Below are 20309 nucleotides of genomic sequence, written 5' to 3' on the forward strand. Positions count from 1 at the left end.
CAGTGATCGGGTAACGGGTGCAGCAGCCGGACGCCGCCAGGGCGTTGCCGCGCAGCGCGCGAATTACTCGATGACGGCCAGGATTTCGTCTTCGCGGATGACCAGCACTTCTTCGCCGTCGACCTTGACGCTTTGGCCGGCGTACTTGCCGAACAGCACCTTGTCGCCAGCCTTGACGCCCAGGGGCGAGAGCTCACCGTTGTCGGCGCGCTTGCCGGGGCCAACGGCCACGACTTCACCCTGATCGGGCTTCTCGGCGGCGCTTTCCGGGATAACGATGCCCGAGGCGGTCTTGCGTTCGTTGTCCAGGCGCTTGACGATCACGCGATCATGCAGGGGACGGAGGGCCATACAGACTCCTAGTTGGTAAAGATGGAAGGTTGTGGTTCTGAGTACCGGGAACGCGTGTTAGCACTCACCGGCATCGAGTGCTAATTATAAGGATGGCGCTCGGGAGTTCAAGGGGGGCGGAGGAATTTTGGCGATTCGCCATGTCAAAGCGATGATGTGGAACGCCATCCGACGTGGAATTCGGCTCAGTTCACCAGGAACGGACCGATTCGCCTACATTCGGGTCTGGTGTGGTTTTCCATAGGGCTTGCCTCGAAAGCGCGTGCTTGTAGCTGGCTGCATGCGTCTTCGCGGCCGGAGCGCTTTCCTGGAATTTCCGTGCATACGTTTGGCCGCCGACGTAGACGGGTTTGACCCGTGTGATAAACCGCTGCGATTGCGGCGCCAGTGCCGGACGCCCCCATGATCTGCTGGCGGCTCGACATTTCCCCTTAAGTGTCTTCTGTCCATACGGCTTTGCCGTGAAATTCGACAGCATGGGCTTTGAGCCATTGGGCTTCGCCGCCTGCCTCCAAAATTTCCAAGGCCGCGCCTGTCACAGGCGCCACCCGAAGGTGTTTCCCGGTAGTTAGGTTTGCCACGGTTCCCGTGCAGAAATCGACTTCCAGTTCATCCCCTGGATTGACCAGTTGCCGGATCCCAGTGGCAAAAGGTAGTACCCGCAGGCCCACGGAAATGGACAGCCGGTAGAAGCTCCTGGCCATCGATTCAGCTAGTACGGCAACGCCGAGCGCAGCCAGGGCAATGGGCCCTTGAATGTGCATCGGCCCTCGACCGAATCGTTCCCCTCCAACGACGAAATCGCCCGGTCGGACCTTCTTGGAAAACTCCGGATCCAGGCCGCACATCGCAAGAGGGGCGAGTTGTTCAGGTTCGTAGACAACCTGCCTTGTCATTTCGATGTCCATGATCTGGCCGTCGTTCAGTACGTCGTCGCCGAAAACCCAGGCGCGCCCCCGTTGCGTCATGTTTTTCACTCCGGGCATTTCGCCTTATTCCTCTAGATGCAACGCGGAGGGAGCCGCGATCTTTCCCGCTACTGCGGAAGCCGCGACAACGGCGGCATTTGCAATGAAGACGAGGGATTGCATGCTTCCTAGCCGGCCTGCGTCGTTGCGGGTCGCGGTGCAGATGGAGGTGTCTCCATCGCCGAGCGGCGCATACGTGCCATAGCATGGACCGCAGACCCCGACGGCGACCTCTGCGCCAGCCATGGAAATGTCGGCGATGAGGCCTTCCTGTAGCGCTTGCTGATAGATGGCCTGTGTGGCTGGGATGATGGTCAAGCGTACGTCGGGGGATATGCGCTGGCCGCGAAGCACCTTGGCCGCGGCGCGCAAGTCCTCCATCTTTCCGCCGATACAAGAACCGATGAACGCGGAAGTGATGGGCGTTCCGATCGCTTCGGATAACGGGACGCAGTTCTTCGGGTCTGGGGGCAGGCAGATCTGAGGTTCGAGATCCTGGACATCCCATGTCAGTCGGCACTCGAACGTTGCGTTGTCGTCGCTGTGCCAAGGGGTGGACTCGTCCGGGCATATCGCGGTCTTGATGCCGATGTCGACGACGGCATTGCACAATGTGTGCTTTTCATCCTGCCCGATGCTGCGTATGTACGGGCCACAGAATTCGATGCATTTGTAGTCGCCGGCGTTGGAACCGATCTGTGCGGCCACCCATTGCGCGATATCGCGGCTCATCACACCCGGGCGAGCGGTGCCCTGCAGCTCCACTCTGATAGTCTGCGGCACGCGCAGCCACACCTTACCCGTGGCCAAGGCAAGGATGACGCTCATGCCGAGGGCGATGCCGATAGCGCCGTTGCAGCCGAGTGCGGGCGCCCGCGTGTCGGCGGCGACGACCAGCATGCCTGGCTTGAGCGAACCGGTCTCGACGGGTAGGTTGTGACTGATGCCGTGCCGGCCCGTATCAAAAAACCATTGAACTGCCTGCTTCTTGGTATCCGCGCGCATAAAGGCATGTGCCTCCAGGTGACCGGGCGAAGACGAGTGCGTGGTGTGATCGATGGTCACCAGAAGCTTTTCGGGGGCGGCGACATTCTCATACCCCAGCGATGCGATCAGCTTTCGATGTCGGTGATAATTCAAGTCATGTGCAGTGACCATGTCCGGTTCGGCCCAGATGATGTCGCCGGCACGGACACATTCTAAGGACGCCGCACGCGCCAGTATTTTTTCTACGGCCGTATAGCCGAGCTTGGCGGACATAGGTGATGGCTCCGAGAATTTTCAATCAGACTGTGTCCATGGGCTTCACGGGGTACCCTGCGCTCGTGTCCACGGCTATACCTCGGAACGCTGGGTCCAGCGGGTATATGCCTCGTCTATCGAATTTGCTTGCGCGACATCAAGCAATTGCGCGATCTGCGGCAACATCCACATCGACCGGCCGACGGATTCCGTGCCCCCCGTCTCGGCCAGGATCCGCAGGTATTCCTCTTGCGCGAATGCTTGGGCTTGTAGCAGCGAGACGGGGTAGAGCACCAGCGGATAGCCGATCTCTCCCAGACGCTGGGCGGAGACAACGGGACGCAGGCCTTCCACCATCAAGACGATGGTCGGCTTCTTCAAGCTCGAAGTGATTTTCCGCATGTCGTGTTCGGACGATACGGACATCAGCATGGTCGCGTCCGCGCCCGCTTCTTCGTATGCCTGAAGCCGGGCAATCGACGCGTCCAAGCCCTCCACTGCGAGCGCATCCGTGCGCGCGATGATCACGAAATCGGAGTTGCGACGCGTTGCGAGCGCTGTCTTGATGCGCGCCTCCATCTCAGACACCGACACCAGTTTCTTGCCTTCCATGGCGGCGCATTTTTTTGGAAACGGCTGGTCTTCGAGATGTATGGCCGCTGCGCCAGCGTCTTCGAAGGCTCGAGTCGCATGGGCGACGTTCACGGCGCCTCCGTATCCGGAGTCGGCGTCCGCGATCAGCGGAAGGCTGGATGCTCGTGTAATGACGCTGACCCGACTGACCATCGCGTCGACGCTGATGACGCCCACATCCGGCTCGCCCAGGGTCGCCGCCACGCATAGGCCCGACATGTACGCGACGCGGAATCCCGCCTTCTGCACCAAACGGGCAGAGACCCCGTCATAGCAGCCTGGTGCGATGAACGCGTCCGTGAAAGGCGCAGTCAACAGTTCTCTTAGTTTCATGCCGGGATTGAGCGTTGTCACCGTGGCTCCTCCAAAACAGAATGACCAGACCACAGTGTCTTGCTGAAGGAGAAGATTGAGAACTACAATTGTCCGAGGATCGGACAAATGAAAAATGATGCGGAGACAGGCGCCGTTGGATCTTTGCGCCGCGGCTTGCTGATCTTGAATGCGCTGCGCTCCGGCGGGGAGATGAGCGTCGCCCGGTTGTCTCAGGTCACCGGAATTCCGCGGCCGACGGTCTACCGTGTTCTCGATGTCCTGGAGGCTGAGCATTATGTGCGTCGGCTTTCAGGAAGCTACTTTGCGGCCACATTACCCGAAGAGCGCGTGGACGAGCGTCGCGATGCCTGGGTCGGTTACTTCGCTCCCCGGATGCGCCGAATTGCCAGCCGAACGGGCAACTCGGTCTTCCTCGGCGCCATTGTCGGAGATGATCTTCTGGTTCTGCACCGCGAGATCGGATCCTATCCCATTCAAATCCTTGCTTTGCCGATCGGAGGCCGTCAACCCCTTGGGGTCGGCGCCGGCGGGGTGGCTCTACTCTCGGATATGCCGACCAAGCAGCTTGCTGCTGTTCTTCGCCGCAATGCCGACCTTTATAAGAACTTTGGAAGCTTGAACGCTACGCTCGTACGGCGACTAATCGAGAATTGCCAAGCGAGAGGATATTCGGTGGTGGGAAACTACGCTTTGAAGGGCGTTCTTGGCCTGGGGCTGTTGTGCAGCGGGCCGGAGCTGCAGAAATGCGCGGTGAGCGTCACCGCTCCTATCGACCGCATGACGGCCTCGGCGCAGCGTGAGGCGATCAGAATCATGCGAGAAGAGCTGCATGAGCACAAGGGCTTGGACGATTGACGCGATAGGTCCTTCGGCAGCGGCAAGACTGTGCAGGGCCTTGTCTTGCATATTGAGCTGCATGTCGGGCAGAGGTCAGCGAGCCGGGATTCCTGACGCCTCCTGACCTGCCTGCATAGCCTGGACAGCGTCAGTTGGCCTTCGCTCCGCTCACTTTGACAAGCTCACCCCAACGGCGAGTTTCCGCCTCGATGAATTCCTTGTAGGCATCACGCGTTACATAGGTGGCGGGCGCGTATCCCGCCGCAGTCACCGTCTTCTGGTAGTCATTCGACTCAAGAACGGATTTCAGGCTGCTGCTTACGACATCCAGTGCAGATTCTGCCGTCCCTTTCGGGGCGAACAGCCCGTACCAACCACCGATTATCAGATCTGGAGCGCCCAGTTCTTTCACTGTAGGGATGTCGGGGTAGCCCGGGACCCGATCCTCCGTGGTCACCGCGAGTGCCTTGATCTTTCCCGCCTTGATGAAGGGTCCCGCAGTACTCAGCGTATCGAAAATCACCTGCACTTGGCCGCCCACGAGATCGGAAATCATAGGAGCGCTTCCCTTGTATGGAACATGAAGGATCTTGAGCTTGTACTTCGTATTGAACAGCTCGCCGACCAAGTGGCCGCCGCTACCGACGCCCGCGCTGCCAAAGCTGAGTTCTTTGGGATGTGCCTGCGCATACGTCAGCAGTTGGTCCATGCTGTCGACCGGCACATTGCTGTTCACAGCGATGACGAACGGGTAGGTTGCCAGGTTGCCGATCGGAATCAGATCCTTTTCCGGGTCGTACGGCATTGTCTTGTAAAGACTGGGATTGATGGCCTGTGTCCCAACATATGACGCCAGCAAGGTGTATCCGTCGGGAGCCGCTCTGGCGACTTGGGATGCGCCGATATTGCCGTTCGCCCCGGATATGTTGTCTACGAGCACGTTCTGTCCACTCTGCTCGGCCCACCGCATGGCGAACTGACGCGCCAGAAAATCGGTCCCACCGCCCGCAGGCGCCGGCGCTATCAGGCGAACCGGTTTGGATGGGTACGTGTCGGCGTGTGTAGTGGTTGCAATGAGCAACGTCGCCAGGAACGCAATGCGTCGCAGCAGGATGTTCATAAGTGTCTCCGAATTCTTTATATCGCCGCCTGTGCCCCGGTTGCCGGGAGCCTTGGCAGTTCTAGGTTGGACACCCCAGCAAAGGGGTGTGTGCATTTCCACCACCCTAGGCCACAAGACCGCGGATTGCAGAAAAGCTGTTCGAGATGATGCGGCGATCGCTGCCGGCCACAAGAATTCGGCATCCGCTTCGCACATAATGTTCGCGGGATGACTTCATTCCCTCAAGGTCTGCGTCGAATAGCAGCCCCACAACGTCCACATCGGCGCGACGCACTCGTTCGATCATTCCATCGAGGACCCGCTCCACTTCAGGATGGTGACGGTCTCCGTCTTTGCCCATGGATACGGCCAAGTCGAAGGCGCCTAGAACGATGGCGTTCACATTCGGAACGGCAAGGATTTCATCAAGATTGCGTATCCCTTCCACCGTTTCCACGAGCAGCCAGATCGTAGTGTTCTCGTTTGCCCAGCGTGCATATGCCGGCCAGTCCAGGGTTTGGTGACCTGTTGCGCGTATCAGCGGGCACGCGCCTCGACGCCCAGCGTCGTATTCCCGGGTTCGATACTTGGCCGCTGCCACCACTTGCCGGGCCGTCTCGGCATCAGACACCTGAGGGACGATGATCCCCATCGCTCCCGCATCCAGCACCCGCGCGATCTCAGCGGACTGTCCGCACGGCACTCTGACGATGGGAGTGAGGCCGGTCGCTTCTGCCGCTCGAATCATGTCGACTACGGTCTCCATCTCGAAGGAGCCATGCTCCCAGTCAATCCAGACGTAGTCGTAGTCGGCGTTTCCAGCGGCCTCCACGATCTCGGGGCATCGCATTTGTACAAACGCGCCTACGGGAACGCGGTCCTTTTTGAGGGCTTCCAGTACCTTGTTTTTCCTGTAGATCATGCCGTGGCCTCCACACACTGCAGGTACTCGCCCTTGTGATCGCCGAGAATGGTTGTGCGGAACAGTCGGCGAAGCTGCGCATGGTCATAGTCCATGAGCGCCAGGTGCATCGTGCATCGGTTGTCCCACATCACAAGGTCGTGCTTGCGCCACTGATGCCGATAGACGAACTCCGGTTGCACAGAGTGTTTGAAGAGGTATTGCAAGAGGGGCGCGCTCTCTTCGGTGGATAGATGCTCGAAGTGACTCGTCAGCATCTCGCTGACATACAACGCCTTGCGGCCAGTTCCTGGATGCACGCGCACGACGGGATGCAAGACGGGCGGGTTGCGGTCCTCCTTCTGTCGGCGCAACTCCGCATCGATGCCCCTTAGATGCCCTGCATTCACGACGGTATGGACGGCGCGCATGCCTTCCAGCATGTGCTGCATTCCAGGCGACAGCGTGTCGAAGGCCAAATACATGTTCGTGAACATCGTTTCGCCGCCGACCTCAGGGATGTCATGCGCATGGAGCAGGGACGCCATGCTGGGGCAGATGGTCTGGGAGTGATCCGAATGCCATTGCTGCCCGAACACTTTCTTCCGCTCCTTGCCCTCGTTCGTCACTTTGATCAGATGGGGGTGGCCTTCGAGCCGGTACTCCGGGACATGGGAGTGGTCGTCCAATTCACCGAATAATGCACTGAACGCGATGTGGGTTTCGAAGCTGATGGGCTGATTGCGAAAGAGAAGAACCTGATACTGGTGAAAGATGTCCTTCAGTTCACTCACCGTCTCCGCGGAGGGGTTGGCCGTCACCTGGAATCCTAGGACTTCCGCTCCAAGTGCATAGGAGAGCTTGCGTACTTTCATTTCTCTATATATCTCCGTGCGTTGCTCTACAACTGCGAGCATGGCGTGAATGTGCTGCGCTCGGTGTCCAATGTGGCCATCGGACGGCACGCAGTCATTGTTCGATGTACGCGATATGGAGTGAAGTGACTTTGTCCGGATGTCGGACATCCGGTGAAGACGCCCATGCCGTTCCTCTTCGGTCTCGTGTTGCATACCATGCTGCATCGACGAACAGCGGTTAGCACCGCTTCGCTGGTGTATTAGGTGAATTCACCCGTTCGTCGTAACCCCGATAGATTGCGATGGAGATTTCGAGGTCCAGCGAATGCCGTTCTCGATGGGCCTCAACACGAACCGCGGCGACGCGCGAACTGCTGCTCGACGACTGTGCTTCCCCATTGCTCCCCGGGCGCCTCGTCGACCTGTTCAAAGCCGAAGGCTTCGTAGAGCCTGCGCGCGGCATCCAGCCCTTTGAATGTCCAGAGCCGGGTCGCCGCGAACCCGAACCGGTCGCAGAAGGCCACCGCCTGCTCCAGCAACTGGCGGCCGACGCCGCTGCCGCGGCATCCGTCGTCCAGGATGAACCAGCGCAGGTGGGCCTCGTCGTTGCCCAGGTCTTGGCCGTCGATGGCGATCGAGCCGACGATACGGTCGTTCTGCGTCGCCAGCCAGATGCCATTGCCGGGCTCGTTCAGGCGGCCGACGAACTCGGCCACGCCGCTGGCCACCTGGCTTTCGAAGAACTGGCCGAATCCGGCGTGCCGGGAATAGAACGCCGCGTGCATCTCCGTCACCCGGCCGACCAGACCGGGCCGGTAGCCGGTACTGATGTCGATGCCGCTGTGCGAGGTTGCGCCCGCTCCCAGCCGGCATGCCTGCAAGGCGTGCGCGTAGGCGCCGAGCCCCTGCGCCACGGTTTGCTGCTGCGACGGATTCAAACGTTCCATCGCCGTGGCGACCTGGGTGCGGCCGTAAGCATGGATGCGGGCCACCGTGCGCTTGCCCTTGCGGCTCAGGCTCAGGGGCTTGAGCCGCCCATCCTCGCCGGCCACGGCTTCTTCCAGCTCTCCCGCTTCGAGCAGTTTGCCCACCATCCGGCTGACGCTGGACTTCTCCAGGCCGAGAAACTGCACGATCTGGGCGGCCGTCATGGCGCCCCGTGCGTCGATTTCGAGCAGCGTATGCACGGCCGACGGCGAGTAGCGGGTGGCCGCCAGGGTGGCCTGCATGAAGCCCAGCTCGCGAACCATCGTGCGGGAAGCCGCACGGATCTGTTCGACCAGGGAGGGATCGGTGTTCATTTCCAGCGGCTCCGGCCTGTTTGGTTGTAGTTTACAACCAATGAAGTTGTAGATAACAACTTCTTGCCCGGTGGGCTTTCATGCCCGCCCGCGTTCCGGCCGGAGGGCTGTCCGCCACTCGCTGAAGCGCAGCCGGGCCGGATGCGGCCCCGGCTGCGTCGTGGCGGCGCCCGCAGGCCGCGCACCGTGCCTCAGACGATGCGTCGCTCGCGCAGTTCGGCGATCCGTCCAGCGTCGTAGCCCAGCAAGGCGCCCAGCACCGCTTCGGTGCTGTCGCCCAGGCGCGGCGGGGGTAGCGCGTAGCGCGGCGGTGTCTCGCTCAGCCGCAGCGGGCTGGCGATGGTGGACACCATGCCGTTCACGTCGGCATGGGCGGGTCGCGGAACGTCCACGCGCAGGCCGCGGTGCCGAACCTGGGGGTCCTGGAACGCCTGCGCGTAGTCGTTGATGCGGCCGCAGGGAACGCCGTGCGCTTCCAGCCTTTCCAGCCATGCCGCCGCCGGCCGCGCAAGCATCGTTCGAGCCAGTTCGGGAACCAGGGTGTCGCGGCCCCGGATGCGCCCGGTCACCTTGGCCCAGCGAAGATCGGCCGCCAGGTCCGAGCGCTCGATGGCGGTACAGTAGCGCTGCCATTGATCGTCGTTGCCCACCGCCACGACGATCTCGCCGTCCGCTACCGTGAACACTTGGTAGGGCACCAGGCTGGCGTGCGCGTTGCCGTAGCGTCCGGGCGCCACGCCGGTGGCGAAGTAGCCGGTGACTTGATTGCCGCCCAAGGCAATGATGCAGTCCAGCAACGCCATGTCGATGTATTGGCCCCGGCCGGAAACCTCGCGATGGTTCAGCGCCGCCAGAACGGCGATGGTGGCGTACATGCCCGTGATCACGTCGGCGATCGCGATGCCGGCTTTCTGCGGGCCTCCGCCGGCCAGGTCGTCGCGTTCGCCGGTAATGCTCATCAGCCCCCCGATGGCCTGAAACACGAAGTCGTAGCCGGGCTTGCTGGCGCTCGGACCGTCCTGGCCGTAGCCGGTGATGGAGCAGTACACCAGCCGCGGATTGACGCTGCGCAGGCTTTCGTAGTCGAGCCCGTAGCGCTTGAGGTCGCCGAGTTTGTAGTTCTCGATGACGACATCGCTTTGCGCCGCCAGCTCCCGCGCGATGCGCTGGCCCTCCGGTCTGGAGATGTCCAGCGTCAGCGAGCGTTTGCCCCGGTTGGCGGCCGCATAGTAGGTGGAGTCGTTCGTGTCCCGCCCGTCGCCGTCGCGGATCCACGGCGGCCCCCAGGCGCGGGTGTCGTCTCCCGTACCGGGGCGTTCGACCTTGATCACGTCCGCGCCCAGGTCTGCCAGGTTCTGCGTGCACCAGGGGCCGGCCAGGATGCGCGAGAGGTCCAGTACCCGGATGTGGGACAAGGCGCCGCGCACCGGCGTGCCGCTTTCGGAGGGCGTCGTCATGTCTGCTCCTACTGGATGGTGATGTGGGCGTCGTCGATGACCTTGGCCCACTTGTCCATTTCCGCGTCGACGAAGCGCGCGAATTCGGCCTGGGTCATCGTGCCGGGCACGGCACCCTGCTGCGCGAACTGTTCCTGGATCGAAGGCGTGCGCAAGACGGCCAGCACGTCGTTCGACAGCTTGCCGACGAGTTCAGGGTCCATGCCGCCGGGCGCGTACAAGCCGAACCAGGCGGTCGCCTCGAAACCCGGGACGCCGGCTTCGTCCAATGTCGGGACATCCGGCAGGGCCGGGGAGCGTGCGAGCGAGGTCACGCCCAGCGCGCGCAGCTTGCCGCCCTTGATGTGCGACAGGACGCCGGGCACGGAATCGAACATGATGGGGATCTGGTTGCCCAGCAGGTCGTTCAGCGCGGGCGCTGCGCCCTTGTACGGTATATGGACCATGGAGACGCCGGTCATGGATTTGAACAGCTCGCCGGACAGATGATTGGCACCTCCCGTGCCGGCCGAGCCGAAGTTCACCTTGCCGGGGTTGGCCTTGCCGTAGGCGATCAGGTCGCTCACGTTCGCAATGTGGTTGCTCTGGGCAAAATCCGTGTTGGCCACGAGCACGTTGGGCACCGCGGCCACCTGCGCGATGGGCGTGAAGTCCGTCCTGCTGTCATAGCGCAGGTCCTTGTACAGCGCGGGATTGATGACGTGGTGGGTGGCCGTCACCATCAGCGTATGGCCGTCCGCCGGCGTACGGGCCAATTGCTCGGAAAAGATGGTGCCGCTGGCGCCCGGCTTGTTTTCGATGACCACGGGCTGCTTCCATTCTTCGCCCAGCGCGTTGGCCAGAAGGCGCGCCAGGATGTCGGTGGTGCCGCCGGCCGGAAAGGGCACCACGAGGCGAACGGGACGATCGGGAAAGCCCTGCGCGCGGGCGCTCAAGGGCAGCATGCACAGTGCGCTCAGGCCGAGCGAGGCTGCGATACGCAACCAGGTATTCATGGTTGTCTCCTCAGTATGTCTGCGGAAAGACTCGGGCGGCATCCGCGCGGCGGATACCGCCGGCATCAGCGGGGGAACTCCACCATGGCTTCGCCCACCGCCACGGTTTCGCCGCGCTGGTTGAGCACCTGTACGTCGAGCGTCGCCCAGCGGCTCTTCTCGGTCTTGCGCATGGCGGTGATCACGGCTTGGGGCGTGATGGTGTCGCCGGGTTTGACCGGCGCTTTCCAGCGCGTTTCCAGGCGGCGTTGCACGCCGCCCCGCTCATACAGCCAGTCCGTCAGCATCCGTGTGATCACGCCGAAGTTGTTCATGCCGTGCATGATGATTCCGCCGAAGCTGGTCTTGCCGAAGCTGCCCTGCATATAGTTGTCGTCCAGGTGCAGGGGGTTGTAGTCCAGCGAGGCCTCGCAAAATTCGCGGATGGATTCGCGGGTGGGCGAGAAGGGCGTGCCTTCGATCTTCTGGCCGGCCGCAAGCGTGTCGAAAACCTGGGTCATGTCGGTGCTCCTCACACGGGACGGATGGTCCAGCCGCGGCCGGAGCAGATCACTTCGTTGTTCTGATTGAAGAAGACGTTGTCATGCACGACGAACAGACGGTCCTTGCGGATGAACTTGTCCAGCGCGCGGGCCTGCAGCCGGATGACGTCGCCCGGACGGGCGGGGATGTTGTAGCTCCAGGACTGGCCCGCGTTGACCGTGCCGGGGCTGCGCATCCAGTCGTCGGTGGGCGTGCACGCGAACATCAGCAGGATGTGGATGGCAGGCGGCGCGATTAGGCCTTTGTATGGAGAATTCAGCGCATAGGCCTCGTCGAAGTACAGCGGATGCGTGTCGCCCACGACCCGGCAGTACTTCTGGATGGCTTCCAGCGTCAGGGTGTAAGGAATGGTCTTGCGCGGTTCGCCGGGCACGATGTCGTCCCAGATCTTGCGCGTTTCGGCGTCCTTCCAGAAATCTGTCTCGAATGTGGTTTGTGTCATGGCCTTTCCAGGGCGGGTTGGAGGTAAGGCGCATTGCCGGGCCCGGACTTGCGCGGCGCGATCGGTCTGTCTATAATGACCGCTAAGCGGATATAATTATCCGCCTTACGGTCATTCTGGGTAATTCGAACGGACGTGTCAAGCACGTGCGTGGGAGCATTCATGGCAACGCCGGAAAGCGAATCCTTTGTCCGCACCTTTGCCCGCGGGCTCAAGATCATCGAAACCATGGGGCAGGGGGACGCGCGGCAGACGCTGGCCGACATTGCGACGGCCGTGGATCTGCCGCGCACGGCGGTGCGGCGCTTCCTGCTGACGCTCATCGAGCTGTCTTTCGTGAAGACCGACGGCAAGCACTACTGGCTGACGCCCAAAGTGCTGCGCCTGGGGCTGTCGTACCTGTACACGCTGCCGTACTGGCGGCAGTCGCAGTTGGCGCTGGAAGAACTGGGGGCGCGCATCGGCCAGTCCTGCGCGGTATCCGTGCTGGACGAAGCCGATATCGTCTATGTGCAGCGCCTGCATACCAAGCGCATCCTGCCCATGAGTCCGTCGCTGGGCAGCCGGCTTCCCGCGCATGCGGTGTCGATGGGCAGGGTGCTGCTATCCGGGCTGGATGACGAAGCGCTGGGCCATTACCTGGCATCCGCCAGGCTGAGAAAACTGACGCCGGTCACGGTGGTGGACCGCGAGCAGTTGCGGCAGGTCGTACTGCAGGCGCGCGAGCAGGGCTACGCCTGGGTGGACGGCGAGCTGGACGATTCCATTGCCGGCTTGGCGGTGCCGGTACGCGATCAGGACGGTGCGATCGTCGCGGCCATCAACGTCAGCCTGTCGGCCGGCGCGTACGAGATGGACGCGGCGGTGGCGGAGTTCCTCCAGCCCCTGCGGCAGACTGCCTCGCAACTGCGCGCGACGATGGTGGGGTTGCGCTGACCCGGGGGCGTTGGCTTGTGCGCTCCCGCGCTCAGCCCGCAAGCCCCGCCCGCACCGCCTGTGCCGTGAACGGCGCCTCGTAGAACCGCACCCCCGTCGCGTCGAACAGCGCGTTCGCCATCGCCGCCGGCCCCGGCACGGAGGCGGATTCACCCGCGCCCATGGGCGGTTCGTCCTGGCGGTCCATCAACAGCACCTCGATCGGCGGCAGGGCCTTGAAGCCGATGATGGGATAGGCGCCCCATTCGCGGCTGGCGACGCCGTGGCGGTCGAAGTCGACGCGCTCGTACAGGCTGCGGCTGAGTGTCTGGATGACGTTGCCGTGGATCTGGTGGCGCACGCCGTCGGGGTTGACCATCATGCCGGTGTCCTGGCCGACGACCAGGCGTTCGACGACGACGCGTCCGCTCGCCGGCTCGACGGCCAGGTCGACGACCCAGGCGGCCCAGGCGGCGCCGAAGCCCGGGAAGCGGCTATGCACGTAGCGGGCGTAGGCCACGCCGCGCCCGCGCAGCAGGCCGTCCGTGCCCGGCCGGCCGCGGCTGCCTTGCGCGCCTGCCTGCCAGCCGGCGCGGGTGGCGGTGGCCTCGAGCAGTTCAATGGCACGCGCGTCTTCCAGATGGCGGATCCGGAACGCCACCGGGTCGGCGCCGGCGGCATGGGCGAGCTCGTCGATCATGCTGTCGTGCGCGAACGAGTTCGGCAGGGCGGAGACGCCGCGCAGCCAGGAGGCGCGCACGATGGGCGGGGTGTCATGGCACACGATGCGCCGGCTGCGGTAGCGGTAGGGCGGCACCGAGGTGCGGTCGCCCATCTCCAGCGTGCGCGGTTCGCCGGGCACGCGCCCGGTCAGCAGCAGCGCGAGCAGCGGGGCGTCGTTCGAGGGGTAGCGCACGGCGAAGTCGTAGCTGAGCAGCTCGCCGTCGGCGTCGATGGCCGCCTCGACCTCCATGAGCTGGCCGGTTCCCTTGGGCTCCCACTGGTGTTCCTGCTCGCGGGTGAGCTGCACGCGCACGGGCGCGCCCACCGCGCGGCTGAGCAGGGCGGCGTCGGCGCAGACGTCGTCCGCGCAGTTGCGCCCATAGCAGCCGGCGGCTTCCATGCGCACGATGTCGATGCGGCCTTCGCCGAGCTCCAGCAGGCGGTCGAGGTCGGTGCGCAGCATGTGCGGGTTCTGGGTGCCGGCCCAGACGGTGAGCCGGCCGCCGCGACAATCCGCCACCGCGCACGACGGGCCGATCGAGGCGTGCATCTGATAGGGCCAGACGTAGCTGCGCTGCAGGCGCACGGCGGCGCCGGCGCGGCTGGCCGTGGCGTCGCCTTCTTGCAGCAGCAGGCGTTCGCGTGCCGGGTTGTCGCGGATGGCCTGGGCGAGGTCGGAAAGGTCGGGCGCCGGCGGCAGGCGAGCCCAGCGCAGCCGCAGCGCGCGCATGGCGGCGATGGCCTGTTCCTCGCGGTCGGCCACGACGCCGACGAAGTCGCCGTCGACGACCACCTGTACGTTGCCCGGCAGATGCGCCACCGAGGCGCGATCCACCTCGCGCAGGCTGCGCCCGACGAACTCGCCGCTGTCGCGGCCCGGATGGGGCGGACGCACGACGCGGCCATGGCGCATGCCGGGCACGCGCACGTCGTGTACGTAGGTGAGTTCTCCGGTGGCCTTGGCGGGGATGTCGACCCGCGCCACGCCCCTGCCCACCAGGCGATAGTTGTGCGCCGGCTTGAGGCGCACTTCCTGTTCCGGCGGCGCCAGCGTGAGGTGGATGCGTCGGCCGCGCAGCAGCTCGGCGTAGCTCAGGGCCGAGGCGGTGGCGGCCAGATGCAGCCTGCCGCCGCGCGCCTGCACGGCCTCGCGCGGCACGCCCCAGCGTTCGGCGGCCAGCCCCAGCAGATGCTCGCGCGCCTGCGCGGCCGCGCGGCGCAGCGGCACCGCCGAGATCTGGATGCTGGCGCTGGCGATGGTCGGCCCCTGGTTGGGCGCCGCGCGGGTGTGCCCCAGGACCATCTCCAGGTCGGCCAGCGGCACTTCCAGCTCTTCGGCGGCGATCTGCGCGAGCGCGGTGCGTATGCCCGTGCCCAGATCCACGTGGCCGTTGAAGGCGTAGGCGCGCACGCGAGGCTCACCGTCCGGGCCGGGCTCGGCCAGCAGGGCGACGAAGACTTCCGGCGTGGACTGGACGTAGTCGGTCGCCGCGCCGGGCTGCCCCGGCGCGGGCTTGGGCGGCGCGACGGGCTCGCGCACCACCAGCAGCGCATCGTGGCGCGCGAGCAGTCGGTCGTGGAGCTGGCAGGGTTCGGGCAGCGTCATGGGTTGTGCTCCGCCGGGCGGGGCCGAAGAAAGGCGCGGCCCCGGCAAAGCGGCCGCGCCGGGCATCAGCCGAGCAGCACGTCGGTCTCGGCCACGGCCTGGGCCCTGGGCATGACCGCAGCATACTTCTGCGCCATGTCGAAGAGGTTGGCGTGATGCGGGCCGAGCGCGCGGTCGCCGCAGCAATCCGACACCACCAGCGGGCGAAAGCCCGACTGCATCGCGTCCACCACGCTGGCGCGTACGCAGCCGCTGGTCACGCAACCGGCCACCAGCAGAGTCTGCACGCCGCGCTGTGCGAGCCAGGGCGCGAGCATGGTACCGAAAAATGCGGACGGCGTGCTCTTGCGCACCACGTATTCGCCGGGCGCCGGCGCGAGTTCCGGCACGATGGCGCTGGCCGGGCTGTCTTCCTTGAGGGTGAGCATGCCCGGCACCTTCAGGCAGAAGATGTTGCTGTCGGCGTCGTCGTCGGAAAACACGATGCGGCTGTGCGCGACCGGCCAGCCGCGCGCTCGCGCATGGGCGAGCAGGCCGGCGGTCTGCGCGATCGCCTCGGGTATGTTGCCGCCGCCGAACACGGCGGGGTCGGCAAAGCCGTTGACGAAGTCGATGATGAGCAGGCCGAACGGGGCCTTGAGCGGCAGCGGGGTGCCGAAGCCCTGGCGCGAATAGGCCGACACGTCGCCGTCGACGCCTTCGGTGGGAATGGTCTGGCTGGTGGTGTTCATGCTTGCAGGCTCCAGTGGCTGGCGCGGTGGACGACACGCGCGCGGGTGGGTGACGGCGCCGGGGCGCTCACAGCCCGTCCTTGCGCAGCGCGGCATGCGCGCGTCCGGCCTCGTCCTGGACCACGCCGCGCACGACCGTGGGCTGGCCGTCCAGCGTCACGGTGCAGTGGCGCATCGGAATGTCGATGTGGCAGGCGGTGGTGCGAGCGCCGCCGGCCTCGTTGTTCGGCCCCATCGACCACAGGAAGTTGCCCTCGAAGGCCCGGGCGTCCATGCCGATGTGGGTTTCCTTGTTGTAGTGCGCGAGCATCGACCAGTGCGCGCGCGGCTGCAGGCCCCAGCCGATGTGCGACACGGCGTAGGCTTCCGGATCGCGGTAGGACGCCATGTACTCCTTGAGAATGTCGGCCTGCAGGCCGCCCTCGATGCGCACCACGTAGCCCTTCTCGATGGTGAGCGTGATGGGGTCGGTCACGTAGTCCTTCATGGGCAGCAGGACGTCGCCGCGGTCCAGCACCACCCGGCCTTCGCTCTTGCCTTCGTCCGGCCAGGTGAGCACGAAGCCGCTCGGCCAGTGGTCCCAGCGGCCGGGCTGGTCGACGAAGCCGTACTCGCAGATCGCCGGAAAGGTGCCGATGCGGCAGCGCAGGTCGGTGCCGGCTTCCGAGGTGATGTGCATTTCACCAGCGGCCTCGATGAGGCGGGCGGCGGCCTGCACACGCGCGCGGTCCGCCTCGGTGGGAACCAGCCGGCACAGCACCTCGGGCGGCTCCACGGCGAGCAGGATCTTGGTGCCGGTCTGCAGGATGTCGTGCTGTTCCGGCGAGAAGAGCAGAGTCATCAGGTCGAGCACCAGGTCGCTCGCCTTGAGCGCGGCGATGGCCGCCGGATTGCCGGTGAGCGGAGTCGTTCCCAGATAGGCGAGCGAGTCCCTGCTCAGCGACTTCTCGGCATTGACCGGTGGCAGGTCCAGCCGGTTGACGCGCGCGCCCAGGTCGCTCGCCGCGGCGAGCGCGCAGCGCAGGGTCTGCGGATGGGTGTCGGCGCCGGTGAGCACCGTCACCGTCTGGCCGGCCTCGAGGCGGGACAGCGTAAGCACCTGTTTCCAGGCTTGGATCAGATCGATGTCGCTGACGGACATGGCTTGCTCCAGTATGGCGAGAGTTGGCGGGTGGGCGCTGCGCGGCGGCGCTCAGCCGACCCGGCTGCCGAGGAAGTCGCCCAGCGCGGCATAGAAGCCGGCCTCGTTGTCCCAGGGAATCATGTGCCCGGCGCCCGGTACGCGCACGTGCCGCGTCTGCGGAGCGAGGCGCTGCCATTCGACGACGTCCTCGTCGCGCACCACATCGCCGCGTTCGGCGGTCACGAGCAGCATGGGCTGCGCGATGCGCGGCAGGTTCGCGTGGATGTCGTCGCGGCCGAAGTCCTCGAAGCTCTGCACGATGGCCGGTTCGAAGCAGGTGTGCAGCCATTGCGCCCGCAAGCGGCGCTGCTCTTCGGTCCAGGTCGGGCAGAAGGCGAGCATGTCCTCGGCGTCCATGCCGCGGGTGGCCTGGCGGATGGAGTCCACGTACCACGGCAGGGCGGCAGGGTAGGGCCGGCGTCCGGGGCCGGACACCGGCGGATCGACCACGACGAGGCGGGTCAGGCCCTCGGGCTGCCCGGCGGCGGCGCGCACGGCGATGCGCCCGCCCATCGAGTGCCCGAGCAGGGCGTAGCGCTGCAGGCCCAGGGCCTGGGCGAGCGCGAGCGCATCGGCGGCCTGCGCGTCCAGCCCGTAGTCCAGGCCGGGGCCGGAGGCCGACAGGCCGCGGCCGCGCACGTCGAGGACGTAGGTGTCGAACTGCCGCCCGAGGTGCTCGGCGACGAAGCCCCAGGTGACGGCCGGGCTGGTGATGCCGGGGATGAGGATGACGGCGTCGCGCTCGGCGTTCGCGCCGGCGGCGCCGCCGTAGCGCAGATAGTGCTGGCGGATGCCGTTGGCGTGGACGTGACCGCCGTAGAGGTAGGTGCTGGCGCGTAGATTCATGGAAATACTCGGTGCGTGGAGTGGCGGCGGGCCGGGAGGGCAACTTGTCTATGCAGGCTGCCCGCCTGCGGCATCAGGCCTGCGGATAAGGGTAGGCGCCCGAGAGCAGCGCGCCCGCACCCGGCACCACCGGGTCCAGGCCCAGCTCCTTCAGGATGGCGTAGGTGGTGGCGATCGAGGCGGTGAGCACGGGCTTGCCGGTCTGCGCCTCGACCTGCGCCACTGCGGGCAGCGAAGGCATCTGCACGCAGGCCGAGAGCACGATCACGTCCGCATCGGCGTAGTCCATGCCGGCGACGATGGCGGGCAGCCTGGCCGGGTCGTGGCGGCCGACCTCCAGGTTGTCGGGAATCTCCAGAGCGCGCCAGTCCACGATCTCGAAGCCTTCGGCGGCAACGTAGTCCATGACCAGCCGGGTCAGCGGCACCATGTAGGGCGCGACCAGCGCGATCTTCTTCGCGCCCATCACCTTGAGGGCCTCGACCAGCGCGCCTGCGCTCGTGATCACCGGCGCCGAAGCGCCGTTCTCGGCCGTGCGTTCGCTCAGCCGCCGCTGCGAGACGCGGTGATAGCCCTTGCCCATGGCCATGATGGCAACCAGGCAAGCGTAGCCGAGCACGTCCACACGGGCATCGCTCAGCTCGACCGCGCAGCGGTCGCTCTCGGCGTCCATGGCGGCGAGCTCGTCCTTCTCGACCTTCTTCATGCGCATGCGGCTGGAGTGGAACGTGAAGCGATCGTTCGGCCGCAGGATGGAATGGGCCTGCAGCATGGCGGGAACTTCGGTCTCCATGGTGGTGTTCGAGCTCGGGACGATCTGTCCGATGCGGAATGTCTTGCTCATTCGGGGGCCTCTCTCGCGCGCTGAAGCTTAGGGTTTTCGATCAGTGAAAAACAAGCGTGTACATTCTATTCTTGCAAAGAGTCAGCGGAATGGCAAACGGTGTTTTACCTGATATCCATGTTCGTAATCGGGCATAAAAGCACCATAACCGGGAATTTCTTGGGTGAAATGCACCGACATGGTGAGTGCTCTGTAAATCAAAAAATAGAGCGTATACACTGTAAATGCTGTTCAGAAACTTGGCCCGATTCATGCTTTGCGATTGCATCGGAGCCTGCCGGGCAGCAGCCGTTCGCCAATCTTTCAACATCCTGCAAGGAGAAACCCGTGTCCCAGTCCCCTCGTATTGCCGTGGTCGGCGCCGGCCTCGGCGGCGCCGCGGCCGCTGCGCTGTTGCTTCAGGAGGGATTCAACGTCCGTGTCTACGAGCAGGCGCCCAACTTCTCGCGCTTGGGGGCCGGCATCCACGTAGGCCCCAACGTGATGAAGATCCTGCGTCGCATCGGCGTCGAGGACGCGCTCAATGCCCAGGGTTCGCATCCCGACTTCTGGTACAGCCGGCACTGGCAGACCGGCGATGTGCTCGCGCAGATTCCGCTCGGCGACTACGCCGTGAAAACCTACGGTGCGTCCTACCTCACCGTGCACCGGGGCGACTTCCATGCCCTTTTGATCGACGCGCTGCCGCCCAGCGTCATGGCCTACGACAAGTACCTCGTCCGGGTCGAGGACCGCGGCGACGTGGTGTTGATGCACTTTGCCGACGGCACGACCGAGGAGGCCGACATCGTGATCGGCGCCGACGGCGTGAACTCGCGCATCCGCGAGGAACTGCTCGGAGCGGAGCCCCCGAAGTACGCCGGCTACCTGGCGCATCGGGCAGTCTTCCCCACGCCCGAGGTGAAGGCCGGCATGCTGCCCTTCGACGCCTGCGTGAAGTGGTGGAGCGACGATCGCCACATGATGACCTACTTCGTCACCAGCAAGGCCGACGAGCTCTACTACGTCACCGGTGTGCCGGTCGAGGCGTGGGACCTGTCGGACCGCTGGCTGCCAAGCAGCAAGCAGGAGATGCGCGAGGCCTTCCAGGGCTGGCACCCGACGGTGCAGGCGCTGATCGACGCGACGGTGGAAGTGACCAAGTGGTCGTTGCTCGAGCGCGATCCGCTGCCCCTCTGGAGCCGTGGCCGACTGGTGCTGCTGGGCGATGCGTGCCACCCCATGAAACCGCACATGGCGCAGGGCGCCGCGATGGCCATCGAGGACGGCGCGATGCTCGCGCGCTGCCTGAAGGAAGTCGGCGCGCAGAACCACGAGCTCGCGTTCGCGCTGTACGAGGCCAACCGTGCCGAGCGCGCGAGCAAGGTGCAGCGCATCTCGCACGACAACACCTGGCTGCGCACGAACGAGGACCCGTCCTGGTGCTTCGGCTACGACGTATTCGACGTGCCCCTGGTCGATCCGAAGACGAAGACCGCTGCCTGACACCGGCGCCG

General features: G+C 64.9%; 20 protein-coding genes. 3 read left to right on the forward strand and 17 right to left on the reverse strand.

Annotated features, from left to right (window positions below; translation table 11 throughout):
- Positions 1-63 precede the first annotated feature (63 nt).
- The 4 genes from groES to FOZ76_RS05575 all read right to left on the reverse strand — a co-directional run bounded on the left by groES (position 64) and on the right by FOZ76_RS05575 (position 3548).
- Complete coding sequence (groES, locus tag FOZ76_RS05560) at positions 64-351, reverse strand: co-chaperone GroES (protein ID WP_143947147.1); 288 nt, start codon at positions 349-351, stop codon at positions 64-66.
- 431 nt (positions 352-782) lie between these two features.
- The gene (locus FOZ76_RS05565; protein WP_143947148.1) at positions 783-1337 is read right to left on the reverse strand and encodes a LeuD/DmdB family oxidoreductase small subunit; all 555 of its coding nucleotides are present in this window, start codon (positions 1335-1337) and stop codon (positions 783-785) included.
- A 6-nt stretch (positions 1338-1343) separates the two neighbouring features.
- Complete coding sequence (locus tag FOZ76_RS05570; protein WP_143947149.1) at positions 1344-2579, reverse strand: aconitase family protein; 1236 nt, start codon at positions 2577-2579, stop codon at positions 1344-1346.
- Between the two features lie 75 nt (positions 2580-2654).
- Positions 2655-3548 carry an isocitrate lyase/PEP mutase family protein gene (locus FOZ76_RS05575; protein ID WP_143947150.1) on the reverse strand — a complete coding sequence of 298 codons (894 nt, stop codon included), beginning with the start codon at positions 3546-3548 and terminating at the stop codon, positions 2655-2657.
- Positions 3549-3635: 87 nt separating this feature from the next.
- Here FOZ76_RS05575 and FOZ76_RS05580 point away from each other — a divergent pair, with 87 nt between their 5' ends.
- A complete protein-coding gene (locus FOZ76_RS05580; RefSeq protein ID WP_143947151.1) occupies positions 3636-4385 on the forward strand; it encodes an IclR family transcriptional regulator in 750 nt (249 codons plus the stop codon).
- A 130-nt stretch (positions 4386-4515) separates the two neighbouring features.
- On the opposite strand, the gene FOZ76_RS05585 is transcribed toward FOZ76_RS05580, so the two are convergent.
- From FOZ76_RS05585 to FOZ76_RS05620, 8 genes are all read right to left on the reverse strand, one after another.
- Complete coding sequence (locus tag FOZ76_RS05585; protein ID WP_170235304.1) at positions 4516-5487, reverse strand: Bug family tripartite tricarboxylate transporter substrate binding protein; 972 nt, start codon at positions 5485-5487, stop codon at positions 4516-4518.
- Positions 5488-5593: 106 nt separating this feature from the next.
- A complete protein-coding gene (locus FOZ76_RS05590) occupies positions 5594-6391 on the reverse strand; it encodes an HpcH/HpaI aldolase family protein (RefSeq protein WP_143947153.1) in 798 nt (265 codons plus the stop codon).
- Complete coding sequence (locus FOZ76_RS05595; protein WP_170235305.1) at positions 6388-7245, reverse strand: TauD/TfdA dioxygenase family protein; 858 nt, start codon at positions 7243-7245, stop codon at positions 6388-6390. Before FOZ76_RS05595 ends, FOZ76_RS05590 begins: the two co-directional genes overlap by 4 nt.
- Before the next feature lie 326 nt (positions 7246-7571).
- Entirely contained in the window at positions 7572-8528 is a 957-nt protein-coding gene (locus tag FOZ76_RS05600; protein WP_143947155.1) for a bifunctional helix-turn-helix transcriptional regulator/GNAT family N-acetyltransferase, read from the reverse strand.
- Between the two features lie 191 nt (positions 8529-8719).
- On the reverse strand, positions 8720-9985 hold the full coding sequence (locus tag FOZ76_RS05605; protein ID WP_143947156.1) for a CaiB/BaiF CoA transferase family protein: 1266 nt from the start codon (positions 9983-9985) through the stop codon (positions 8720-8722).
- Positions 9986-9993: 8 nt separating this feature from the next.
- Entirely contained in the window at positions 9994-10980 is a 987-nt protein-coding gene (locus FOZ76_RS05610; RefSeq protein ID WP_143947157.1) for a Bug family tripartite tricarboxylate transporter substrate binding protein, read from the reverse strand.
- Between the two features lie 65 nt (positions 10981-11045).
- Positions 11046-11480: a MaoC family dehydratase gene (locus FOZ76_RS05615; RefSeq protein WP_143947158.1), complete on the reverse strand. Its 435-nt coding sequence runs from the start codon at positions 11478-11480 to the stop codon at positions 11046-11048.
- A gap of 11 nt (positions 11481-11491) precedes the next feature.
- The gene (locus FOZ76_RS05620; RefSeq protein ID WP_143947159.1) at positions 11492-11965 is read right to left on the reverse strand and encodes a MaoC family dehydratase; all 474 of its coding nucleotides are present in this window, start codon (positions 11963-11965) and stop codon (positions 11492-11494) included.
- Positions 11966-12127: 162 nt separating this feature from the next.
- Here FOZ76_RS05620 and FOZ76_RS05625 point away from each other — a divergent pair, with 162 nt between their 5' ends.
- Positions 12128-12901, forward strand: coding sequence for an IclR family transcriptional regulator domain-containing protein (locus FOZ76_RS05625; RefSeq protein WP_143947160.1), 774 nt, complete (start codon positions 12128-12130; stop codon positions 12899-12901).
- A gap of 31 nt (positions 12902-12932) precedes the next feature.
- Here FOZ76_RS05625 and FOZ76_RS05630 read toward each other — a convergent pair whose 3' ends face one another.
- The 5 genes from FOZ76_RS05630 to FOZ76_RS05650 all read right to left on the reverse strand — a co-directional run bounded on the left by FOZ76_RS05630 (position 12933) and on the right by FOZ76_RS05650 (position 18813).
- Positions 12933-15209 (reverse strand): xanthine dehydrogenase family protein molybdopterin-binding subunit, encoded by a 2277-nt coding sequence (locus tag FOZ76_RS05630; RefSeq protein ID WP_143947161.1) that lies wholly within the window; start codon positions 15207-15209, stop codon positions 12933-12935.
- Between the two features lie 65 nt (positions 15210-15274).
- Positions 15275-15940: an N-carbamoylsarcosine amidohydrolase gene (locus FOZ76_RS05635; protein ID WP_143947162.1), complete on the reverse strand. Its 666-nt coding sequence runs from the start codon at positions 15938-15940 to the stop codon at positions 15275-15277.
- Positions 15941-16007: 67 nt separating this feature from the next.
- Positions 16008-17081: a 2,5-dihydroxypyridine 5,6-dioxygenase NicX family protein gene (locus FOZ76_RS05640; protein WP_143947163.1), complete on the reverse strand. Its 1074-nt coding sequence runs from the start codon at positions 17079-17081 to the stop codon at positions 16008-16010.
- A 51-nt stretch (positions 17082-17132) separates the two neighbouring features.
- Positions 17133-17969 carry an alpha/beta fold hydrolase gene (locus tag FOZ76_RS05645; protein WP_143947164.1) on the reverse strand — a complete coding sequence of 279 codons (837 nt, stop codon included), beginning with the start codon at positions 17967-17969 and terminating at the stop codon, positions 17133-17135.
- A 73-nt stretch (positions 17970-18042) separates the two neighbouring features.
- Complete coding sequence (locus tag FOZ76_RS05650; RefSeq protein WP_143947165.1) at positions 18043-18813, reverse strand: maleate cis-trans isomerase family protein; 771 nt, start codon at positions 18811-18813, stop codon at positions 18043-18045.
- 327 nt (positions 18814-19140) lie between these two features.
- On the opposite strand from FOZ76_RS05650, the gene FOZ76_RS05655 reads away from it, so the two are divergent.
- On the forward strand, positions 19141-20298 hold the full coding sequence (locus FOZ76_RS05655) for an FAD-dependent monooxygenase (RefSeq protein WP_143947166.1): 1158 nt from the start codon (positions 19141-19143) through the stop codon (positions 20296-20298).
- Positions 20299-20309 lie beyond the last annotated feature (11 nt).

The organism is Verticiella sediminum, from assembly GCF_007558815.1.
Taxonomy (GTDB): domain Bacteria; phylum Pseudomonadota; class Gammaproteobacteria; order Burkholderiales; family Burkholderiaceae_B; genus Verticiella; species Verticiella sediminum.

Excerpts from the sequence above, each read along its gene's own strand:
- FOZ76_RS05590 (WP_143947153.1), bottom strand. The coding sequence starts at position 6,391 with ATGATCTACAGGAAAAACAAGGTACTGGAAGCCCTCAAAAAGGACCGC.
- FOZ76_RS05610 (WP_143947157.1), bottom strand. The coding sequence starts at position 10,980 with ATGAATACCTGGTTGCGTATCGCAGCCTCGCTCGGCCTGAGCGCACTG.
- FOZ76_RS05635 (WP_143947162.1), bottom strand. The coding sequence starts at position 15,940 with ATGAACACCACCAGCCAGACCATTCCCACCGAAGGCGTCGACGGCGAC.
- FOZ76_RS05585 (WP_170235304.1), bottom strand. The coding sequence starts at position 5,487 with ATGAACATCCTGCTGCGACGCATTGCGTTCCTGGCGACGTTGCTCATT.
- groES (WP_143947147.1), bottom strand. The coding sequence starts at position 351 with ATGGCCCTCCGTCCCCTGCATGATCGCGTGATCGTCAAGCGCCTGGAC.
- FOZ76_RS05620 (WP_143947159.1), bottom strand. The coding sequence starts at position 11,965 with ATGACACAAACCACATTCGAGACAGATTTCTGGAAGGACGCCGAAACG.
- FOZ76_RS05570 (WP_143947149.1), bottom strand. The coding sequence starts at position 2,579 with ATGTCCGCCAAGCTCGGCTATACGGCCGTAGAAAAAATACTGGCGCGT.
- FOZ76_RS05625 (WP_143947160.1), top strand. The coding sequence starts at position 12,128 with ATGGCAACGCCGGAAAGCGAATCCTTTGTCCGCACCTTTGCCCGCGGG.
- FOZ76_RS05565 (WP_143947148.1), bottom strand. The coding sequence starts at position 1,337 with ATGCCCGGAGTGAAAAACATGACGCAACGGGGGCGCGCCTGGGTTTTC.
- FOZ76_RS05595 (WP_170235305.1), bottom strand. The coding sequence starts at position 7,245 with ATGAAAGTACGCAAGCTCTCCTATGCACTTGGAGCGGAAGTCCTAGGA.
- FOZ76_RS05580 (WP_143947151.1), top strand. The coding sequence starts at position 3,636 with ATGAAAAATGATGCGGAGACAGGCGCCGTTGGATCTTTGCGCCGCGGC.
- FOZ76_RS05605 (WP_143947156.1), bottom strand. The coding sequence starts at position 9,985 with ATGACGACGCCCTCCGAAAGCGGCACGCCGGTGCGCGGCGCCTTGTCC.
- FOZ76_RS05650 (WP_143947165.1), bottom strand. The coding sequence starts at position 18,813 with ATGAGCAAGACATTCCGCATCGGACAGATCGTCCCGAGCTCGAACACC.
- FOZ76_RS05645 (WP_143947164.1), bottom strand. The coding sequence starts at position 17,969 with ATGAATCTACGCGCCAGCACCTACCTCTACGGCGGTCACGTCCACGCC.
- FOZ76_RS05600 (WP_143947155.1), bottom strand. The coding sequence starts at position 8,528 with ATGAACACCGATCCCTCCCTGGTCGAACAGATCCGTGCGGCTTCCCGC.
- FOZ76_RS05615 (WP_143947158.1), bottom strand. The coding sequence starts at position 11,480 with ATGACCCAGGTTTTCGACACGCTTGCGGCCGGCCAGAAGATCGAAGGC.
- FOZ76_RS05640 (WP_143947163.1), bottom strand. The coding sequence starts at position 17,081 with ATGTCCGTCAGCGACATCGATCTGATCCAAGCCTGGAAACAGGTGCTT.
- FOZ76_RS05630 (WP_143947161.1), bottom strand. The coding sequence starts at position 15,209 with ATGACGCTGCCCGAACCCTGCCAGCTCCACGACCGACTGCTCGCGCGC.